The organism is Burkholderia sp. Ed8 (genome assembly GCF_040761425.1).
GTDB classification, from domain to species: domain Bacteria; phylum Pseudomonadota; class Gammaproteobacteria; order Burkholderiales; family Burkholderiaceae; genus Burkholderia; species Burkholderia seminalis.
This window is the reverse complement of record NZ_CP142885.1, coordinates 234,991-255,643: the sequence shown is the minus strand read 5'-3', so window position 1 is coordinate 255,643 and position 20,653 is coordinate 234,991. Positions and strand designations below refer to the sequence as shown.

Below are 20,653 nucleotides of genomic sequence, written 5' to 3'. Positions count from 1 at the left end.
CGTTCCGGAAACAAGTGTGCTGGGAGGGCGGTAGTACAAGACGGAGGGGCCCATGCCAATAGTTGAGAATCTCTTCGGCCAAGTGCTATATCAGCCTTTATATCTGCAAGGCTATTATCCAATCCACGTATTTCCGACCATTATCGCTGAAGCTGTACGAGAGGTCTGTTGGAAATTCAACGTGCCGATACCGATGGCCGCTCATGCAGCAATTGGTGCAGCCTCCCTAGTTAGCCAGAACTACATCAACGTTCAATGTCCAGGTTATGAGCCGGCTCCGGTTACACTGTTTCTGATTGATATATGCAATTCTAGTGCTGGCAAATCCTTGATGGTGCGACGCTTTTTTCGTTCAGTTTCAAAGTATGAGCAGCAACAGAATGAGGAATTTCCCGCCAAGATGCGAGCTTTTCAGGCTGAGACGAAAATTTGGCTTGATGACCAGCGCTGGTTGGCGAAGAAATATCTTGATGCTAAACCGGGATCTGATGAGAAAGCACAACTTCGCAAAGAGCGATTGCTCCATGAAGATGAGCGTCCTGTCAAGCCGGTGATTCGAAATATTCGAATCACCGAATCGAATATTCAAGGGTTGCGTGAGGTACTGATTGCCAACCATGCGATCGGTATTGTTTCTGCGGACGGCGGGCCGACTCTGAACGGCGAGACATTTAGTCAGCCGGCGGTCTTGTGTGATTACTGGAGTGGCGAAGAGCGAGCCACGGGCCGCGTCAGTGGCACGCGTCGTTCCGAGGAGCCTCGGGTAACTATTTTGATCATGGCACAGGAGGATCAGGTTGCCGATTACATGAAGCGCCGGGGCTCCAGTGCTTTTGACACGGGCTTGCTTGCTCGCTTTTTGCTCGCAGCTTCGCCGATCTTCGACATGCAAGGAATTAGCATAGAAGTAGATGATACGCCAGAGCACAAACTTGACCTCTTCAATGAAAGGATATGGTCCATGTTGAATCAGCCAGTACCCCCACCGCGCGAGCGCAAGACGCTGCAACTATCAGACGAGGCAAAGCTCTATTGGAAATTGTTCAAGGAAGGGATTAATAAATTCTGGCTCGCTGGGAACTATGCTGACAACATCAAGTCGTTTTTCAGAAAGCTGGGGCAGATGGCGAGTCGCTTCGCGGCGTTATTTCATTACGTGAGTGCCGATGAAGGCGATATCCCAGGGAGTGCTATGAAGGCGGCAATTGAGTTATGCGAATGGTACATATTCGAGTACATCCGCATATTTTCTCCATACGCTCAAACACCGCAGCAGAAAGATGTAGCCGCAGCGTGGAAGCTCCTTGAGTGGTTTAAAGAAGCGGTTACGCATCCGATGCGATACTCTAGGCTTACGTCGGGTCGGTATACGGAGCGTGATTTACGGAATTATTCGAATATTAGGGGCGATCGGGAGCAATTGGGGCGCGCAATTGGGCTTCTCCACCAATGGGGGTATATATCAACTGAGCCAGGGAAGAATGGAGGATTGGTAATTATCTATCCAGCCAACAATCTGTCGGTGCAGGCGCCGGTTGCGAATTATCCGCACTCGACCAGCTCGAACGATCGTTCGTCACTTGCGCAGGTCAATGAGCAGCCTGGGGGAGTCGCCACAACTGCCGCCGGGGGCATTCAGCACCACGGTTTCAACAATCGAGCGCAGGAGAGGGGGCGTGAGCTTGAGAGGGCAGTTTCCGGTGGAAAGCGCAGCAACATGATGAGCGCAGTTTTGAAATCAATTTCGCCAACCGCCGCTCAATTTCTTTCTCATTGCGAACCGCCCTCTGACATCTGATATTGAGTAGGAGGTTTCTTATGCGCCCGTTTTTACGGGCGTTTTTTTTGCCATCGCGACGTGTGCATAGTGAGATGGGGCCAATCGATGGAGCATTCTGGGGTACGAGCTTTGTTGCGTGCACGCGACGAAAATGTGCGTCTCTTGGTCACCGTCCCCCTTGCTACATTGCTACGTAGCAGTTGTAGCAGCGTAGCAATGGTCATCCGTGACGGAATCATCGGTGTTAAGCACAAAAAATGCACCAATACGGTGCTGGCTGGAGTGATCACCGATTGATTCGGATGCTGCTCTTGAGGCGTCTTGGATCGGTTGTGGTTTTAGAAATCGCGAGTCATTGATTGACCTGTTTTGGCCGAATAAATTGCAGATCGATGATCTACTCTATTCGGGATAATTCTGTAATATCAAATAACTAAGATTGTCTGATGTTCCTCACGGTATATCCGGTGAGTGTGATGGATGGTGCTGCATGAATCCCTTGTGTTTGATCTTGTTCGTGTTGGTGATGTTTGACGTTCTCCTATATTAAGATAGTCTTTGGTGTTTTTATGTTGTTATATGAGTATTAGTGATGATGTTTTGTGTCATGGATAATTTGATTAATGATAAATTAAGTGTATCGATATTTGATATATTGATGGAATGTTTAGATTGAACGTTGTAGTGAGATTGATTGAGGGGTGTTGGGTTTGTGTATACTAAGGAGGATGGAGGGTGATGGTTATGTCATTCTCATTCTTTCTATTGTAAAAATAACAGTGCTCATCTATGGAATGTCCTAACGAGGAGATTTCAGATGAGTCAAGAGATGAATGGGGTTGGTCAGTCCGGATCAGGTATGGCAGGTAATGGAGGCAATCAGCCTCTTGTAGGCTTCATGAAGTACTGGGAGGTAGGTGAGCATCGTGAGCTGATGGAAGAGCTAGAAAGATTCATGGCTACTGTCCTATGGACTGATCAGATCCCGTTTGAGATCCGGTATCAGTCAGGTAACTTGAAGGCAGTACGTAATCCAGTTGGTGAGGTTGGGTATAAGAGCTTGGTTGGCTTTATGCATCAATGTGCGCAATGGATGGAGCTCTATTGGTCTGGGTATGCGTATAGAGCTGACCTACAGCTCTTCTTTGACTGCTTCAGACAGCATCAGTACGCTCGCTTGTTCAGTCATGGAGTCATGATGGGTCATGTTGATAGCGTGACTGCTGGGAGGCTTTATAATGACTTTGTAAGCTATCTGCGTACAGAGGCGGTGAGTCGAGGTGTGAAAAAGACATTAACAGATGCTCGTGCTACGGTTTGTGAGCAAGCAGGTTCACTTAGAGGGTATATCGAGGAGCTTGCGAGCAAGAACGAGGTTCTGGTACCGATACGCTTTGATCTGACCTATCAAGAGAATGCGTTCGATGGTAATGAAGCAATGCCACGTATGGGCTGGCGGGCAACGAATGAGGGCGGGTGGTTGTCAGTTCCCTCTAGTGTGCCTGTAAGGGATGAAAGGCTGGAGACTCGGGCACGTATTGATCCTGCGCCGGCGTTTGCTGATCGAGATAGCTTTTTCGATAACCGCCGTGGAGCCGACAAGCTTCTCTTTGATCACATGGTGGGACACATTTGCAAATTTGAACAGTGTGGTCGAAACAGGGCTAACCACTTTCATTGCATCTTGCTGATGAACCCTGAGAGATTATCGACAAGCGATATCATGGGTTTGCGGTTTGAATTCAGTGGACGCTGGAGTCGTGTCACGCGAGGCAAGGGGCTATGGTTTGATTGCCACGATGATGCGTACCGGCAGGGCCTTGAGCCGAACGTCGAGTGGGCGATTGATCGGCTAGATTGCTCCAATGGGAGGCATGTCAAGAGGTTTGCCGACTACGTAGTGCGATACTTCGCGAAGGATAATAGGCCGATACCGTGGGTCAAGCCTACGGCGAAGTCGCATACGTTGACGAAGGGACGATAACAAAGCGGAGGTGACGAGGTGGCCTAGGCGGCCAGTGTGATCGGAAAGTTGGACTCACACTGCCTCCCGCGGCTCGATTCGAGCGACCGTGGCTGATGCCTTCGAGTGGCTGTTGCCGACGCAGTCCAGACCACTGCAACCGGAGAATTAACATTCGCTATGCGCTCGTGATCTATTTACGTAACTGGTTTGGATTGACGTCGTGATCCATTGCCGCGTGTGAGCAATCGATATGCCAGGCCGCGAGCCCTCATGGAAAGTGACCACTTACAGATGAGCGGATCGGCTATTCCACACGGTAATCATGGCGAGTTCGAGGCGAATCGCACTTCTGGTAGAGGATCTGCTGCTGACGAATCAAGAAGGTCCGCCAGCTCGCGATAGTCCGGAAACCGTTGCGTGAGGACTAGGGCAAGCTTGATGCACGCTGACCTGATGATCGATGCGGTGACAGCTTCCTCACTGTGCGGATCGACGTTGCGGTAATCAACAGAGCGGAAAACGTCAGGGATCACTTCGGCAAGTGTGCGGCATTGATCTTCCGTTAATCGTCTTTCTACAAACAGTTCCTTTGCAAGCCAGAGCAGCTGGTGAAGCGCGATTGTGCGGCCGGACTCGATCATGCCAATCGCTATGGACGTGAGCTTCATGAACTCCGGTGATGTCTCTGAATTCGTCAAGTCCATCCATTTCCGCAGCGCGATTGCAGCGTAGGTGACCTGCGTCGCATCCCGTCCTCGTAGAGCAGACGCAATCATCTTCTCGACGGTGCTGGCCGACAGAGCGTCTGTCACGGCAAAGTGGACTAGGGCAGGTAGGGCTGTCCGAGCTCCGTCTACTTCCGAATAAAAGGACCGCAATCGTTCCCATCGAGAGGTTGTCTTATCCTCGTACGTCAGCGCAGGTACGATCGAAAAAGAGAGTGCATGACCGATACTTTTTGCAAGTTCTCGTCGAGCGCGAGCGGCGATGTCAGCCATCCCGCCTTGCTCGCTGACTGGCCTCCAAGCCGTCAGTCGTTCGAACAGTGTGACGGCCTGCTCTGCGGTCGGGAATAGCTGAGTCGCTTGATCCTCTGCAGCACTTGTCATACCTTCATAGGCCGATATAGCGAGGTTTACCTCTGGAGATGGATATTTTCGCAGCTCCTTCTGCGTGTCGGCGAGAACATCGGGATTGTGGTCGTACAGCTGCGAGCGAAGGAGCGCCTCCACTCGACTTGGGTCCCTTGTCGGTAGAATCAATAGTGCGTGAGGGAGCAAGCCTGTCTCGGGTAGAGCGGTATACGCAGGTGCATCTCCCCAGACTGCATCCGACAAGTTATTGCGCTCTGCCTCGGTGAGGAAATTTTTTTTACGGGAGAGCGGAAGCAATCGGAGCAAAGAATCACGTCTTGATGAGTCCCTGTCTGCCCGCACAGCGTCTATCAATTGTGCGATGCGCTCATCGATGATAGGGGAGGCTAAGCGCTCCCCGGAGTACTTGATCACCGGGTTGGGCCATTCCGGGCCGTTGCGCTCTTCGATTTCGTGGGCGAGTGGGAATTTTAGAGCAAGGTTCAGCACGTCGGGTAATTCGGACTCTGGAATGCTCGAGAGCGAGTTATTCACAAGAGAATCTAGAGCACTACGAAGCCAGATATGTCGCATTTCTGGTCGGTCTGCCAAGGAGGCAGCGAGCGCAAAAATTTCCTTCGCTTGGGAGGGGGGAACCCGAACCACGAGCCGCGCAAGGACCTCTACAAGCACGCGAAGCCTCGTCAAACTGTCAACGTCTTGCTGTGCTGTACTTCGCACTTGCTGCCAGTGTTTAACGGCAGACATAACTCGGGGAATCAAGATATCCACAGAACGCTGGGTGAAGCAGGCAACATTGATTCGGCCAAATACATCCCTAACCGCTGACGAATCCTCACTGCTTGCGGAGCGGATCGCGATCGGAAGATCAAATAGTTCAGCGCCCGTGCCACCGTACAGCACAATAGCTTTTGCCTTGTCCGAAAGCAGGCTGACATTGAAGCCACGAGTAGTAATGCGAAACGGCACTCCACAAATCCGGCTCAAACCATCAAGGAGCAGGAAGTCAGAGTTGTCGATTCCGTTTGAGGTGTTGCGGGAATGTACGCGATAATGCCCCTGCTTGAATTGCGGCTCTATCGGACTGCGATTCTTAAGGTATCTGTCCCGACGCTTTTCGATACTGGAACGAAGCGAGTCTAGCCACGACCATGGATCACACTTCCACTTTCGATAGTTGGCTTCTACAAACGGCGGTAATTTCTCAGAGTCGTTTCCAGAACTACCTCGCTGTAGAGCTTCCATCAGCCAGTGAGCCCAAAGCAGCCGTGACATGACTGGAATCGATTGACGGCCCCTACGATGATTCTCGCGCAGTTGCCCGTAAGCCACTGCGACCAAGTCGGCTGCGTCGCCTTCACGACCGAGATCCATGAGTAGGGCTGCCTTCCTCAGCTTCCAGACAGGGTCTTCCCCTGAAATCTGATCAATCGCCGCCGCCAGTTCATCATAGTCCAGCCGGTCGCGCGCTGCGAGTGCGTGGTGGTACGCTATTTCGGCGGCACCGTCTGGAAAATAGAATACCTGTGTCTTTAGTATGGCGATAAGTTCTTGAATGTGCTCGTCGACAGCCTTTTGCTCTTCATCATTGTCTGGACAAAGCCAACGAGCGTTGTGCAGTAACGCAAGCGCGATTTCTGCCTGCTGGCGCTCGCTGATAGCGCATGGCTGGTTCTGTCGAGCAACCTCGAAGAGCGCTTCAACAAGCCAGGGCCGCATGTACTCCAATGCGGTACGGTGCCGCCAGGCGATTTCGTAGAGCAATTTTGCGCGGTTGTCGGGTGTGAGAGCCGCGAGATTTTCCGCATTCGGAAACGGCATGCTCAACTGGTTGGCTACTCGCCAGCGCAGTGATTCGGGGCACAATAGCCAACCCGGATATGCCTCGCGATCTTTGCGCAGGGTTTCAAGCTGGCTGGTGAGCAACGTTGCGGCATATTCCGGATCGCTGTAGGCGCGATTTTGTTCCCCCGGATTGGCAGTGTGGGCCGGAAAGCTCGTCGGCTGCCAGTCATGCGGCTTAATTCTGGATTCGTCCGCGCTCTTCATCTCTCGGAGAAACATTGCGATCGCCTCTTGGTGACGAAGCTCTCTATCGGTAATGTGAGCGACCGCTGGATATAAATCGACTGGTGCAATGTTCGTCGACTCAAGTTGTTTGCGGCGCGCAGCGGAGAGATTCAGTGCGCCAACGAGATAAATCTTACGTGCATGGCCTGCTAGATGGTCCCGAACCCAGCCTGCCCATTGAAGGAAGTTTGGATCATCACCGGAGAAACCAAGCAGACAGAGCTCGTTTTCGATGAATACTTGCCGTGCGAGATTCACGAAAGGTGCAAAACGCGCGGGGTAGGTACGATAGTCTTCCTGCGCCGCGATGAAACTGTCCGTGATGCCGATTGTGCCATGAAGTTTCACGATACGAGGGGACTGGGCCCACGCCAGATCTGACGTCTTCGTCACTGTGGTGTAGTACGGGCTGTGGACTTTTTCCGCTGCTTGCTCAAGCAACGTATCCCAATTGGTCGTAAGTACTTCGGACCATGGGAGAGTTAGGAGGGCGTCGTATAGAGGGCCGGTGCGCCAGGCATCGTTGTCGATTTCGAAACGAATTTTGTCATTCAGCGCTCCCTGCCCGAAGTATGCGCGGTATTCCTCCGCCACGCGTAGGGGATCCGCAAAACTCAGATTAGTCTCGCCGGCGTAAAGGTCGCGAGTAAGGCTTGTCGTGAACTCGGCCCAGAGCGGAACCCGTTTTTCACCGCTCACGTGAACCGCCGCACTTCGGCTAAAGCCTGCGCCGATCATGATCGCGGCCCCGTGGTGATGTGCGTCAAGACGATGCAATGCTGAGGCGAGCTTCTTGACGGCAGGATAATCGTGGAGTTCGGTGAGTTTCGTTGTTGTGGCCATGGCGTAATATCCGTCTCGATAGTCGATACTTTAGCTGCTTTCCGGAAATACCTGGCCTGATGAGTATCTACAAGGGACGTTCTAGGGACGTCTGCGATGCATGCAGGCCCCGTGCAACCCGCAGTAGCCGATCAGAATTTCGGTTCGGACTCAGTGCATTGTGGTGTAGTGGGTTGCACAAGCATACTCGTGGCAATAGCGGTGAAGCTGCCTTCGGCCGACGCGCGGATAGGTTTGACCTGCCCCACTACAGCAAGGCCCTGTGCCAGGGCGCGCTGCCGGTAATGTTGAGCCGCGCTAGCACGGTCCCGAAGGCAGGATATCTGTCCGACGCTGAAACCCAACCGAGCGGGATACAGGACAGAGCGGCAAAATCGAGCCGGAACGGCTTTGCATGAAGTGCGATAGAGGCTGCCTACCTTGGCCAGCAGCGGGCTAACTGCGCGTTGATAGAGTCGTATCGCCAGAGCCGTCTCGTTCAAGATTGATGCTCGATCCGATTGAAGGTATATCCTCTTGGTTGGCGACGGAGGTAACCGCAAGTGTGCTGTCGTGAAGTTGGACGGCAATGTGTTCTTCGGCGCTCATCAGGAGGGTCGCACGGACTTGCTCGCCTTCGGCCGGTTTGAACCAATGCGCGTCCGTGCTGCGTTTGTCCATCCAGTCCCATATGCGTTTCCAGCCGGCCGCAGACCGCCGTTCCGCAGCTGCTCTATTCCTTTCTTTTTCTATCGCGTCATCAATGACGTCGCGAGCAGAGAGAAACGGCGTTGAGATCATTCGTTGGGCTTGCCCGTCCTTATAGGAAAGCTTGAGTGTCTTATCTATAACTTGTGCGAAACCTGCAACGCTCGGGAGATCGATTCGCGGCCCTGACGGCGTGAATGGGCGAAGGTTTCGGATTCGTAGCGCATCCAGCTCGGCCATCAGAATCGTAGTCGCCCACGTTTCATCTTCATCGCGCAGTGAAATTACTACCTCGAGGTCTTTCATTCATCGTCTCCTGCGAAGATGAGACTGCGAATTTTGAGGCACAAGTAGCCCGAGATCATAAGTATGACGTCGCATTTCTCGCAACGATAGGTATCGCTTAGAAGCTAGGCATTCCCGTGAGCGGAGCCAACAATTCGTCGTCACCTGTGTTCCATGTCGGGCTATCGAGCATCAGCAGGGAAATGCTCATGTCGTAACGATCTGATACCACTACCATCTCGCGAGTTCTCGTGTCTGGAAACCAGATTCCGCGTTCATGCTCAATTCCGTCGCGGGAGTCGATGTCGAAAGTCGCTGAGCGAGGTTGCATCACCAGCGATTGCATCGGCAGTTCCATGCCTTCATGAAGATGGTTGAAGCCGAACTTCTTCGCGCTCGTGCTGCCTTTCCACCAGTGAAGCATACCTTCGCGGGCGAAAACGGTAATCGCGGACTGCTCGGTGAAGTCGATCCACTTCAGAATGGCCGCCGTCAAAGAAACCCCGTATCGGCCGGCGCATTCGCCGAGAACGTCAAGGGTAATGTGTTTGCCCTTCACTTGGTTCCGGAAATCATCAATCGGCATGAGCAGATACGAGGCGAACAAATCGGCTTCGCGCTCGATAGCCTTTGCCGCCAGCCCGAGCGTCGCGCTTTGTGAGCAGCGAAACGCCTCTTCCCGCGTGCGGTGCAGCACGTAGTGGCCGAACTCGTGGCCGATCGTGAAGTTCGTCCGCCCGGGGACGTCTTCGTTGGGAGCGTGCAGGATCACCCATTCTTTCCTCTTGGGCAACCAGAACAGTCCGCCCTCGAAGCCGTCGAGATCCTGGGCTAGAACTTCGCCGATAGGTCGATCCGCTGATACCTGTCGCGACCATTCGACGGCAAGTTCGCCGGCTCGAATTGGAAACGCCGAGCCATGTACTGCCCGCCAGAGCTGCACCAACTTCATTGCTTCGCGCTGCGGCGACAAAGGCTGATCAGTCACGTTTTCGGTCAAGAACGTCGAGGATGTCCTGGAGTTGCCGTTTAACGGGCTCGTCCAGCTGCTCATACTTTCGAAAGAATGCCTCGTCGGCGACCTTCCTGGAAGGCTCGGTTTGCGTGTCGTCCAGCAGATACGCGGAGGTGACGCCAAGCGCTTGGGCAATCGCGTCGATCCTGTCGGCCGACGGGCGGGCCTTTTCTTTGTTCTCCAGTTCCCAGATCGATGACTTGGATGCGCTAACCTGAAGGGCTAGCTGATCGAGCGTGAGTCCTCGCTGTTTCCGCAGCGTGCGGATCTTTTCGCCTAGAGTTGGCATGATGTTCTGAATTTCGATAAAAAAAGTGCTTGACTTCGATCATTCTGAAGTCCAGTATTTTCATTGTCGGACTTCCGAACCGAAAAGGCAAGAAGACCGAACGCCTTTTCGCGTACGTGTCCGGCAGTCGGATTCGGCGCGAAGCTCTTGAGTTGAAGGAGAGCATCATGCCGAAAGCACTGAAACCGGGGACGCCGGCCCCGTCCTCCGGGCTGTACCGCAATAACGTGACTCGCACCGAAGTGACGGGGGTGAAGGGCCTTCCGCTGCCGCCTACGCCCGGGCGTCATCAGACCTACACCCTGGTCGACCCTGCGAAACATAAGCGCTAATTCGAGAGCGGGAGGACGGCGGAATGAGTACATCAGCACTGACTATTAGCCCCTTGGACGGCGGCAGGGAAGAAGGCAGCAGAGCAACGTCGCAGGTGCAGCAACAGCGGCCTACCTTTTCGCATCGTGCCGCAGCGCAGTTTTTTCATCTTGCCGATGCGATCGCTCGCTCGCACGAACCCACGGCAACACAACTTCTGGCGCTTGAGTCCTCCTACATCAGTACCGCGGGGTATCTTGCTGAGAGTGACGAGTTCGCGGGTCTGACGACGAACATTCATGGCCATGGCTCGAGGGTTCTTGGGACGTTGCTGAGGCCGTCGGATGAATCGCGTGAAGGCTTCGACATTGATCTCGTCGCGCGACTCGATCAGCGTGCCATGTCGCGATACGGCGGAGACGGCGGTCCCGGGTTGCTGATCAACCACCTGCATGCGGTCCTGTCACGATATGCGACCGCACACGGTTTGAAGGTCACGCGTTGGGAACGGTGCGTCACGCTTGAATATGCAAGCGGCATGTTTGCGGACATCACGCCAGTCGTCGACGATCCGCTATCCTGGGCTCCGTATGGCGACACGCACGGCCGTGTCCCGGATCGCCTGTTGCGGACGTACGAACCCACGAATCCGCGCGGATTGACCCGCGGCTTTGCGCGTGCAGCTGCGATTGCACCGGTCTTCACTGCCGTCGAGCATCTGACATTCGCGGCCGACTCCGTTCGCAAGTCGATTTCCCCCCTTCCGAAGGCCGATGAGGTTTTCGAGCGATTGCTGAGCCGTCTCGTACAGCTGCTCAAACTGCATCGAAACGTAGCGTTCGGGAAGGCTACCGGTCACGAGGACTTCGCGCCCTCGTCCGTGTTCATCACTGCGCTTGCGGCTGCAGCGTACGTCGACTTGGCTCCGAAACCCCATTCCACGCCGCTGGATCTTCTGCTTGATATCGTCGAGGCGATGCCGCGATACTTCACGCGGGAGCGCGATTTCGGCCGAAGTGAAGTCTGGTACCTTCAGAACCCATCGTCGCCTTACGACAACCTCGCGAGCAGCATGAACATGCGTGAGCGCCAGGGCGCATTTGACGAATGGCATGCTCGAATCTGTCGGGATCTGCGCAGGCTTGTCGACGCGATCGAAACAAACGCTGGTCTGGACACTGTCGTTCGCATCGTGGCCGCGGTTTTCGGCGAGCGCGCGCGAGCGGAAATTCTCAAGGATGATCGGGCGCGACGGGAAGCAGGCCGGAAAGCAGGGCGCGTGGCGATCATGGGCGGCAGCGCGGCCCCGTCTTCCGTTATCGCAAGATCGAAGCCGCATACCTTCTACGGCGATTGAATGCGCCGCGTCCCGCCACCCCCGAGTCTTGCCGCACGGACAATGGATCTCGCGTCGTTGCAACTGGCGGACAGTTCATTTACCTTGTGTTCCGGCAAGGAGTTGCGTTTCGTGTTCGTTGTCTCCCCCGGACCGTATGCGCGCAGATACCGATGCCTTCTTCGGCTGGAGGCCGGACGCAAGGTGCCCGAGCTTTTGGTACTAGACCCCGACTTAAGGGTTCTCTCAAACGGCAGACGTCCGCCGCATACCTACTTGCACGACGGGCCGGGCACAAAACTCTGCCTGTGGTGGCCGAAGGCGCGTGAGTGGTCTACGGGCATGAGGTTGTCTGAGACGTACATTCCGTGGGCCGTCGAGTGGCTGGGCTACTTCGAGGAATGGCTGGCGACGGGAAAATGGCTGGGAGGCGGTGAGCATCCACCGTCGGCTCCCCGTCGTCGGTATGGGGTCGGACGACGGGACGCTTGAGGATCTTCCCGGCAGGCATAGCCCGGCATGATTTCCCGGGGTTACTGAACGCTTTCTGTGAAATAAAAATGTCCAACGCAGATCCGATACGAAAACGCTACTTCGATGATGTCGAGCTTGCCGATACCGCAACGGACTGGCTGTTTTACGTCGGTGCGGTCTTGTCGGTTCTGTCGCTGCTGCTCGACAAGAGCGTGTACCCGAGGATCTACGATTGGGTTCAGGTCGGGTTCCTGATTGATGCCATCGTCCTGTTTGTTCTCGGTCAGGTTTCCCGGTTGTATCTGACGCCCCGGGCTGAGGATAAGCGTCGTCAGGACTTTTTCGGGCGCGCGTTTGATGTCCGTCTTAGCCATGAAATGACCGACGGCTACTACAACAATGATTCACGTGATCCGAACAGGAAGCTCGCTGCGCAGTTGCTCGAAAATAGTCTCTTTAGCAAAGCCATCGCTCTGTCGATGGTGCGCTTCGAGCGCATCAAGCTTCTCGTATATGCAGTGTTCTGGCTTGTCTGTGTATTTAATCGTCAGTCCGATCTCGGCGTGATTCTGGCAGCGTCACAGGTGGTTTTCAGCGAGCAACTGGTATCCCGATGGCTGCGACTCGAATGGTTGAGGATGCGATTCGAGAAGACACACGACGACGTGTATCGATTGTTTCAGTCTCGTCCCCCCGCCTCGACGTTTGCTGCGATGACTCTCGACTCGTTGACGTCGTATGAAGCGGCAAAATCCACGGCCGGAATCACTCTCTCGTCAGGGACGTTCGAAAAATTGAACCCGGCGATTTCGCAGGAATGGAACTCCATCAAAGTGCTCCTGAAGCTTTGAAGGTGCCGCTGGAACATTCTGGGCTTGTGCAGCGTGCCTGGCTATTGGCAACTTCATAAGGCACCCTCAGTTGCGCAGGACTTATCGGCGCAGCCTGCTGCGGTTTCGCCGGTGGAACAGCCAAAGATCGCGCATGCGCCATCGGTGCTCACAAGGCGTGCAGCACGAATCGTCGTTTAACGTCGTCATCATGCACCAGCACCGGCTTCCGTCACCGATAACGACGATGCGAATGCCGCATCCCAGTTGGAGGGACAGTCGCCTGTTGCCGCCTCCGCAGTGCCCACGGTGCGACTACACGACTAGAGTCTCGGCCAGAGGGCTCATCTCACATAAGGCTTGCTGGTCCGGCCTTAGATCTCAACAGCGCATTCGTGTGTCTCCGAATCTTACGCTCTTGGTCCTGCCGGGCGGCTAGATCCGGTTCCGACATCGTGCCGAGCGCTACGCTGATTGCTCATAGCCGAAAGAGCTTCCTGATTTCACCTTCTGCTGTCGAAGGCTTGCCATCTTTCTCGTATCTCCTGACGTTGGCGATTGTAGTTTTCGCACGGGTGATCTCGTTGTTTACCCATTTCGCATATGACCAGGTTGTACCTAAATTCTCGACGACGGAAAATAAATAATCCTTCTGATTCGCCGACCACCAAAAACTAAGCCCGCACACCCACTTTTCTATTTCATAGGACTCAAATGGAAAGCCGCTGGTCGCGTTCCAATATTTGAATAAGCGGATGGTGGGTTTGATCAACGAGTTGTTCGACTTATTTTTGGCTTCAAGAGTGGAATTGAAGTCGTTGGGATCGGTTCCTCTCCAGCCACGAGGACCATTCGGAATCATGAGGTCGCCAAATAGTGTCGTCGTTGCCGGCACAAGATCGAACTTGATGTGATTCAGTTCAAGAACGATGGTTGGATGGCTTTGGTAAATTTCTGACGAACCATAACATTTTTCGACGAAGGTCTTCAGGCGATTCAAATATGTTTGTGGCGTTGCATTGTTGTCGCTGAAGACAATCATGTAGTCGACGTCGGACCGCTCGTCCATCGAGCGTGGCAGGATGGTCCCTCGTGTAGACGATCCAAAGCGGAAGTGTCGTTTGATCGCGCCACTACCGAAATGCTGTCCCATCCGGACCTGCAGGGTGGCGATCGAGGTAACAATCGACGACTGCTCGGCGGACGAAAGAACGGCATTGCCCGCCAGGTCCGTGAGAAAATTCAATACCGACATTCGGTCATCCTTTTCGACTTGCGGCTATGCACATACGCCGCAGGTTACGATCCTCACGATCGATTGATCGATCAGGTTCGTTCCGGCCACCATGGCTGGGGCGCCTCACGGATAAGATAGTCGTCGAGATTCTTGTCGGCAAGCCATTGTGGACGTGGGCCTTTGCCAGACCAGGACTGCCCGCTGTTTGGGTCGTAGTACTTCGCTGGAGCCTTCTTTCGTTTGGCTTGGACGAAGCCAGCAGCGCGAAGTAGTTCGATTTCGGTGATGCCGTATTCCTTGACGTATTCGGCGATCTGCTTGAGCTTGGCTTGCTTCTCCTGCTGTTTGGTTTCTTCAACAAGCAGGTTCAACTGACCAAGCTGTTTCTGGAGGTCGCGAATGGTAGGTGTATTCATGTGATGATGTCTTGAGCGAACAACTGCCGCTTGGAGTGGCGCCGGGCAGTCGAGTTCGCATTGTTGTTCGTTTGGTGGGCCCGGCCGGACTTGAACCGGCGACCAATCGATTATGAGTCGACTGCTCTCACCAACTGAGCTACAGGCCCTGTGAAAGGGGGGGCGACTGTTTCACAGACGCTGTGCTAAGCATGCGATTGTATCGAAGTGAACTGGCTTTGGTGGGACGTTCGTACCCGATGCCGTCGTCGGGATGATCGGTCGCTGCCCAATTCGATGTCATCATGTAGCTCTTGAGCGCTGAGATCGTCGCTCGCCGTCAAGTTGCAGATTGGAGCAGAAGATGCCGACACCTTGGTACGATTTCCCGAGCAGGCTCAGAACGATTGGAGAGAATGCGCGTGTCTTTGGGGAGGACGACCTCGGTGCTGCTGCAGGTCGCGAGGCCGAAGAAGATTTAGCCGCTGAACTCAACGAGCGTATTCACGGGACTGGTTGGTATCTCGCTACAAATGTTCGTGTGCCAGATATGGTCCAGGGGCGTGGGCGTGAACTGGATTTCGTTCTTGTTGGTCCCGAAAAAGCGTTTGTTCTGGACCTGAAGCATTGGTCGGGCAGCGCCAGCCTTGGACCTGACGGTACGCTCGTTCAGGTGAACCGATACGGGGATGAAAAGCAGCGGATAGAGAGGTTTATGCCAAATCTCCAAGAATCGGCTGACGTGTTGATTCAACATAACGCCGTCCGCGGCCGTGGCATTGCGAGAATCATTCCCTATCTGGTTTTTGACGATCTGCAACTGACGATCTCGGATGAGTTGGCTCAGCACCCTAACGTACTTACGCGCAAGCAGCTTCTAGCACATCTTCCGCCGGAAGCGAAACGCATGTCGTGGGCAGCCAGGTTGCTGTGGGCAATCATTGGTTTCCTGACGGGGAAGCGTCCCGGTGGAGCGATAGATCGATATGAAGCGCCTACGCCAGAGATGCTTGGTCTTCGGGCAACGCTCGAGGAGTTGAACACATGGGATACTATCAAGCTACACGGTGGCAAGACCCTTCGAGGTGACATTCTGGATAGTCTTGCGGACCGATCGGCGAATCGGCTTGATCCGCTGGACCGTCGGCAGTTCGCATATTGCGAGATCAAGGTTGAAAGAGACAGGCTCAAAGCGCTGCTGTTCGACCCGAGCGAATATGCACAGGTGCGGGCGTATCGCATCGGTGATTCTCGCAAAGAATATACCGATTTTCCGGTGAGGCTCACGCAGCCAGTGCGAATCCACATACCGAGCAAGATGGCGGGCGGTGCGAAGATTGAGCTAGCATTGCGCAACCTCCGGTATATCGAATTCGGTTATCAGGAACGCTCGGAGAAACTGCACGATTTAGAGAGCCTGGCTCCTGGCGATATCATGGCCGGTAAGGTTTCGCGCAAGGTGAAGAATGGGGTGCAGGTGGATGTTGGGAGGTCAAAAGGCGTGGGAGCGCGCATTCACGCATATGCAGATGCCAATAATAACGACGCGTACGCGAATTTGCCGGAAGTCGGGCGACGAGTGTTGGTCAAAATTAAGCGGATCTTTGAGTCCGGAAAACTCAGCGTGGAAGTGCTGTCGGTACTTGGTGTGGCATAAAAAAGAACGCCAGACAAAAGAGAGTCACGCCTTTCGGCGTGACTCTCTTGGGATATCAATTTCGAGTTTACGCAAAAGCGTTTCGATGTATCCATGTCGCAAGATCCGCGAGCGCGGAAAGTGCGCCAGTTTTCGACTCGTCCCGTGCCCAAGCGCTGAACGCAAGGAGCCGCCGATTGCTTTCGAACCACGTCAAGGTGTCGCCAGCATCGCGTTTCCACGAGCACTGATCGCGCATCGTTTCACGTTCGAATCTCTCTTGGAGCTCATCGAGGGCAATCCGTGTGGTATCGCGCTCGATATACGCGTTCACGTAAAAACGGATTGAACGGTTACCTTTGTGTTCGGTGTCTGGTAAATAAACGAGTACAACTTGTGATTGTCCACCCCAGACATGAGGATAAAAGCGAAGTGCCTTTTCACCATTCCCCCAGTTGCTCACGCCGGTTCGGATCGTGGTTTCGACGCTCAGCTCCAATAAGGCACGTTTGATTGCAGCTTCGCCTTCATTGCGAAGGCCATCCTCCAACTGATTCAACAGATCAGCGGCTTTCAGAAGGTTCGGGAGATTCTCGATCGCGAAGTTGATATTTTCTTCGTTCATGGGGAGAGTTTGCAGAGGCTCGGAAAGGGACCGCAGATGAAACAGGAATTCTCGATAGAAGAAGGGCCACTTGGTTACCGGGCCAAACGCTACCTCCGTGCCGTATTGCGACAGCGCGGCATCTACCAGGTCGCTGTAGCTGACCACTGGCCAATCGGAACCTAGGGGCAGGTCCTGACGGTTCGTCGTTGCGCGAAGTATGCACCTGAGTATCGGGCCGCCGCGGGCCGTTTGCTTGAGCAGCTCGTCATACACCCTGAAAGGGTTGTATGCGGCCGAGGCGTAGACCTTGTTTTCGATACCCAGGGCGAAATTGCCGTCCGAAACAACGAGGTCGAGGCGTTTGGTCGAATCGGCATGCTTGTCCCACGCTGCGACCTCACGTTTCGCGCGCACCTTGGTCCAGTCGACGCCCTCGAACAATTGCGCGTCGACGTGACCTTGTCGCGCAAGACATGACACAAGGGCTTTTGCAAGCCAGCGCGGCGTGGAGGGCTCTGCACCCATGAAGAGTGCGAGCAAATCTGAAGTTGGATTCTCGAGATAACCACTTCCTCCAATAGAAAAGAAATTGGGCTCGGGTTCGGATTCTGAAACTTCGATCCGTTCCATTTTCCTCAGAAATTCTTCGAATTCAATTGGAGGTGTGGGCATTTTGCGATTTCAGTTGAAAGGCAAGCTTTATGTGTTCTGAAAGGTCTGGCGCAGATGAGCCGCTTTAATGTGTGCTGACACTAATCAGTGTACCTCTTGCCAGCCGTTATCGGTCTTGATCATCGAAATTGTTTCGTTCCACTCGTTTTGTACCTTTTGAGTAAGATCAGTCGACGCATTGACTCCGTGGAAAGCTTGTCCCAAGGCTTTCAGTTGGATACTCGGACACTCTTTGCGCAGGTTGTTCGCGAAGCTCGGAATATTCGCATCCTGACGGACGTGCTCTTGTTGGACTGCATAGGCTTCAGCAGTCGCGCCGCCATTGAGCTGGCCGCTATGTTCGCGGAGATATTTGTTTCGGGCGCCTGATTCGCCAAGTTCCACTGTGTAGGTGACTTTGGTCGGGTCTGCCGGATCATGCGTGGCGATGCTGGTGTCCGGGTCATGCTGATGAGCTTGGACCCAAGCGTCTTCGTCGGCCTTGGAACTTGCCCTCGCTGCATCGTAGGCCTGTTTGGCTTCTGCGAGCTTCGCACGATCAGAATTCAAGGTTTCGGCGCGCTGCTTCATGTCGCTGGTCGGCGTCAGGGTGAGCGAATATTTCACCTCAACTTGGTACAGGTTGTCACTGACCTGCGTCCCGTTGATTTTGGTGAAGTCACTCACACGCAGGTAATCACAGTCGCCGATGCGAGCTTGTACAGCAGTTTTCGCATCGCTTTCTGACGGGCTGCTGTGCCCGCAGGCGGTGAGGCTCGCTGCAACGCAGGTAAACAGCGCAATGCGTGTAGCGATCAGTTTGTGGGTGGTTTTCATGCTTTCATTTCCAGTCAGTAATGAATTCGTTGTGAAGGACTTGCGTACCAGCCGGGATGAGTCGGCGTGACAGATTCCCGGCCACGTGCCTCATGGCTCTACCCGAAGGGATGAAAATCATCCAAATACGATGAATATCAACTAATAAAGCCCTTCATGTCAAACGGATGGTGCTCAACCATTCTGGATGACAGGGAGGGAGCATGCCGAAAGCGCAAACCGACGATCTCGCGGCCGCGGTGGGGCGAACCATCGCAAAGCAGCGCATTGCGAGTGGATTGACGCAAGAGAAGGTGGCGGAGGAATTGGGGGTTGGCCTGGAGGCCGTGTCCCGGATGGAGCGCGGTGTGGTGATTCCGACCGTGGTCCGGCTGTTTGAGCTGGCGGAAATCTTCCAATGCGATGCTGCGGATCTGCTGACTGAGGCGAGCAGCCGATCGAGCGACCAAGCAAATCACCTGGACCGGCTACTATCTCGGCTCGGTGCAGCGGATCGGGCCATGATGCTGGAGGTTTTTGAGCGTTTGTCGGCGCGACTGACGCGTCGGTAGGTTGTTGCCTAAGCGCCCCCTGCGCACGTAATGAATGTGCCATGCCGGTCGGAAAGATGGGCGATGCAGGCGAGATCGGGGATTACGTTCATAACACTTAGCAATTCGCCGGTCGCGACACTGGCGAACATCTGCGATTCGCTGAACGTAACGTTGACGGGACGGTTCTCGCCGATGGACGTTGTGTCGCTGCGATCGACCGGTGAACGCCGCGCGAACGCTACGACCCCGCCCGAGCTCAAGCGTCGGCGCCTGCGGTAACCAACATGAAGAACCTGGTGAGCAGATGTAAAAAGACCGACCGGCGAACCGGTCGGCAAAAGGTTCTGGCGATCCGAGGGTGATGTGTGCCAGAACCTAAGCGGAACTACGAGGGTGTTGTCAGATGCGGTCCGACCGCGCTCGTCCGTGCTCGGCAAGGATGGCGGCGTGAACGCGTGCTGCGTATATATCGGCCGCTGTCATTGTTTCGGGCTGTTCGATGAGGACGGCAAGATGTTCGAGTGGCGGTGCGCTTGTAATCTGGAGCGAGCCATCCGGCTGGTCCTCGATGGTGATGACATATTTGCTCATGATGGTTGCCATAAATGTGTGTTGCGCACCAGAAGCGTGCTGATTGCGCCGAGATGAGATGACACCGGCACGGATCTGGCTGGTTAGCCCGGAGTACCGCTACGCTTCAAAGCGAACGATCGGGATTGGTGTCTGATGCATTGGGCGCACATGCTTCACCATTCACGGGCCGTCCCGTGATCGACGTTTGCGCATCCAGGACCGCTGAACACGCGCGGTAAATCGACGGTCCCAGCAAGCCGGCACGTTCGAGTACGATCAATCGCTCTCGTCGGACATGAATAGGGCAAGTCTCATTTCCGATGAACGTCCACGCGGCTTCGATCAGGGCACGCTTGGCAGCGGCACGCCGGCTCAGGTAAATCGCTCCAGCAACTGGCCCTGTGCAGGCAGCCGCAACGATCCATCCCCCGAGCGACATGCCAACGCGGTTTGTCCGAAGTCGGTACATATCGAATGCAATGGCCGCGGCCGTGGTGGCGGCGCTACCAAGCCAAATGAGTTGAAACATGTAAGCCTCCTTGAATATATCGTATACGGATACAGAATATCCTGTATGTGTATCTAGAATTTCACTATGACCCATCCGATCCACGACCCCCGCTACCAGCGGATCGCAACGCTGCTCGGTGAGATCCGCAAACAACGCGGCCTGCTCCAGCAAGACGTTGCGGACCGACTTGGACGGCCGCAAGCCTTCGTATCGAAGGTTGAGAGCGGCGCTCGCCGCGTCGATATGGTCGAACTGCTGGATTTCCTGCGGGCACTGGATGCCGATCCCCATGCGTTTGTCGACGCACTGCTGAACCAGCCCCTTTCTTCCTTGCCGCGCTGACGGCTAGTAGTCTCCCGGCAACAGGAACGTTGTTGCCGATCGATCCCCTTCCGTGATGACCCAGACGGTTTGTCCGTTGGGGAGAGCGTAGCTGGACAGCAAACGCAATCGGGCTTCGGTCGACAACTCGTTTTGCTGCCGATCGAATTCGGACAAGGCACCCCAGTCGCCACGAACATGAAGGATCAGCAGGTCGACGATCGAGACGCGTGCGGCGTTCATGACGTCTACTGCGGCAGGTGTAGCGAAGATCCGGCCGAGCCTGAATCGCGGACCGACGCAGTGAGTGGAAGACTGGCTCATGGTGATGGTCCCTAGGGTCTGTTTACATTCGATGAAATGTGTTTACA

The 20,653-nt window shown here is 54.6% G+C and carries 19 protein-coding genes, 1 tRNA gene and 1 pseudogene; 9 read left to right on the top strand and 12 right to left on the bottom strand.

What is annotated here, in order from left to right:
* The first annotated feature begins 52 nt into the window (after positions 1–52).
* Positions 53–1,798: a DUF3987 domain-containing protein gene (locus VXM69_RS01175; RefSeq protein ID WP_367188849.1), complete on the top strand. Its 1,746-nt coding sequence runs from the start codon at positions 53–55 to the stop codon at positions 1,796–1,798.
* A gap of 799 nt (positions 1,799–2,597) precedes the next feature.
* Positions 2,598–3,764, top strand: a complete 1,167-nt coding sequence (locus VXM69_RS01170; protein WP_367188848.1) for a hypothetical protein — start codon at positions 2,598–2,600, stop codon at positions 3,762–3,764.
* A gap of 302 nt (positions 3,765–4,066) precedes the next feature.
* On the opposite strand, the gene VXM69_RS01165 is transcribed toward VXM69_RS01170, so the two are convergent.
* The 4 genes from VXM69_RS01165 to VXM69_RS01150 form a co-directional block, all read right to left on the bottom strand.
* A complete protein-coding gene (locus VXM69_RS01165; protein ID WP_367188847.1) occupies positions 4,067–7,753 on the bottom strand; it encodes an SIR2 family protein in 3,687 nt (1,228 codons plus the stop codon).
* 435 nt (positions 7,754–8,188) lie between these two features.
* The gene (locus VXM69_RS01160; protein WP_367188846.1) at positions 8,189–8,746 is read right to left on the bottom strand and encodes a hypothetical protein; all 558 of its coding nucleotides are present in this window, start codon (positions 8,744–8,746) and stop codon (positions 8,189–8,191) included.
* 97 nt (positions 8,747–8,843) lie between these two features.
* Complete coding sequence (locus VXM69_RS01155) at positions 8,844–9,725, bottom strand: ImmA/IrrE family metallo-endopeptidase (RefSeq protein ID WP_367188845.1); 882 nt, start codon at positions 9,723–9,725, stop codon at positions 8,844–8,846.
* Positions 9,706–10,029 (bottom strand): helix-turn-helix domain-containing protein, encoded by a 324-nt coding sequence (locus tag VXM69_RS01150; protein ID WP_367188844.1) that lies wholly within the window; start codon positions 10,027–10,029, stop codon positions 9,706–9,708. The genes VXM69_RS01155 and VXM69_RS01150 overlap by 20 nt, the downstream gene beginning before the upstream one ends.
* 29 nt (positions 10,030–10,058) lie before the next feature.
* Here VXM69_RS01150 and VXM69_RS01145 point away from each other — a divergent pair, with 29 nt between their 5' ends.
* The 3 genes from VXM69_RS01145 (at position 10,059) to VXM69_RS01135 (ending at position 13,002) form a co-directional block, all read left to right on the top strand.
* Entirely contained in the window at positions 10,059–10,361 is a 303-nt protein-coding gene (locus tag VXM69_RS01145) for a hypothetical protein (protein WP_367188843.1), read from the top strand.
* A 23-nt stretch (positions 10,362–10,384) separates the two neighbouring features.
* Positions 10,385–11,698, top strand: coding sequence for a nucleotidyltransferase (locus tag VXM69_RS01140; RefSeq protein WP_367188842.1), 1,314 nt, complete (start codon positions 10,385–10,387; stop codon positions 11,696–11,698).
* Between the two features lie 539 nt (positions 11,699–12,237).
* Positions 12,238–13,002, top strand: coding sequence for a hypothetical protein (locus VXM69_RS01135; RefSeq protein ID WP_367188841.1), 765 nt, complete (start codon positions 12,238–12,240; stop codon positions 13,000–13,002).
* A gap of 457 nt (positions 13,003–13,459) precedes the next feature.
* Here VXM69_RS01135 and VXM69_RS01130 read toward each other — a convergent pair whose 3' ends face one another.
* From VXM69_RS01130 to VXM69_RS01120, 3 genes are all read right to left on the bottom strand, one after another.
* The gene (locus VXM69_RS01130) at positions 13,460–14,236 is read right to left on the bottom strand and encodes a nucleotidyltransferase (protein WP_367188840.1); all 777 of its coding nucleotides are present in this window, start codon (positions 14,234–14,236) and stop codon (positions 13,460–13,462) included.
* Between the two features lie 71 nt (positions 14,237–14,307).
* Positions 14,308–14,634: an H-NS family nucleoid-associated regulatory protein gene (locus tag VXM69_RS01125; protein ID WP_367188839.1), complete on the bottom strand. Its 327-nt coding sequence runs from the start codon at positions 14,632–14,634 to the stop codon at positions 14,308–14,310.
* Positions 14,635–14,706: 72 nt separating this feature from the next.
* Positions 14,707–14,783: transfer RNA gene (locus VXM69_RS01120), tRNA-Ile, on the bottom strand.
* 182 nt (positions 14,784–14,965) lie between these two features.
* Here VXM69_RS01120 and VXM69_RS01115 point away from each other — a divergent pair.
* Positions 14,966–16,270 carry a nuclease-related domain-containing protein gene (locus VXM69_RS01115; RefSeq protein ID WP_367188838.1) on the top strand — a complete coding sequence of 435 codons (1,305 nt, stop codon included), beginning with the start codon at positions 14,966–14,968 and terminating at the stop codon, positions 16,268–16,270.
* A gap of 67 nt (positions 16,271–16,337) precedes the next feature.
* Here VXM69_RS01115 and VXM69_RS01110 read toward each other — a convergent pair whose 3' ends face one another.
* Positions 16,338–17,486 carry a PD-(D/E)XK nuclease family protein gene (locus tag VXM69_RS01110; RefSeq protein ID WP_367188837.1) on the bottom strand — a complete coding sequence of 383 codons (1,149 nt, stop codon included), beginning with the start codon at positions 17,484–17,486 and terminating at the stop codon, positions 16,338–16,340.
* A 126-nt stretch (positions 17,487–17,612) separates the two neighbouring features.
* The gene (locus VXM69_RS01105; RefSeq protein ID WP_367188836.1) at positions 17,613–18,344 is read right to left on the bottom strand and encodes a hypothetical protein; all 732 of its coding nucleotides are present in this window, start codon (positions 18,342–18,344) and stop codon (positions 17,613–17,615) included.
* A gap of 203 nt (positions 18,345–18,547) precedes the next feature.
* Between VXM69_RS01105 and VXM69_RS01100 the strand changes: the two genes are divergently transcribed.
* The gene (locus tag VXM69_RS01100; RefSeq protein ID WP_367188835.1) at positions 18,548–18,895 is read left to right on the top strand and encodes a helix-turn-helix domain-containing protein; all 348 of its coding nucleotides are present in this window, start codon (positions 18,548–18,550) and stop codon (positions 18,893–18,895) included.
* Between the two features lie 96 nt (positions 18,896–18,991).
* Positions 18,992–19,156, top strand: a pseudogene (locus tag VXM69_RS01095) (transcriptional regulator); the annotation flags it as partial.
* Positions 19,157–19,276: 120 nt separating this feature from the next.
* On the opposite strand, the gene VXM69_RS01090 reads toward VXM69_RS01095, so the two are convergent.
* Together VXM69_RS01090 and VXM69_RS01085 are read right to left on the bottom strand one after the other, a co-directional pair.
* On the bottom strand, positions 19,277–19,468 hold the full coding sequence (locus VXM69_RS01090) for a hypothetical protein (protein ID WP_367188834.1): 192 nt from the start codon (positions 19,466–19,468) through the stop codon (positions 19,277–19,279).
* A 106-nt stretch (positions 19,469–19,574) separates the two neighbouring features.
* Entirely contained in the window at positions 19,575–19,979 is a 405-nt protein-coding gene (locus VXM69_RS01085) for a hypothetical protein (protein ID WP_367188833.1), read from the bottom strand.
* Positions 19,980–20,045: 66 nt separating this feature from the next.
* Between VXM69_RS01085 and VXM69_RS01080 the strand changes: the two genes are divergently transcribed.
* A complete protein-coding gene (locus tag VXM69_RS01080; protein WP_367188832.1) occupies positions 20,046–20,303 on the top strand; it encodes a helix-turn-helix domain-containing protein in 258 nt (85 codons plus the stop codon).
* Positions 20,304–20,306: 3 nt separating this feature from the next.
* Here the strand turns inward: VXM69_RS01080 and VXM69_RS01075 are convergent, their stop codons facing one another.
* Positions 20,307–20,606 carry a hypothetical protein gene (locus VXM69_RS01075; protein ID WP_367188831.1) on the bottom strand — a complete coding sequence of 100 codons (300 nt, stop codon included), beginning with the start codon at positions 20,604–20,606 and terminating at the stop codon, positions 20,307–20,309.
* Positions 20,607–20,653: the final 47 nt, after the last annotated feature.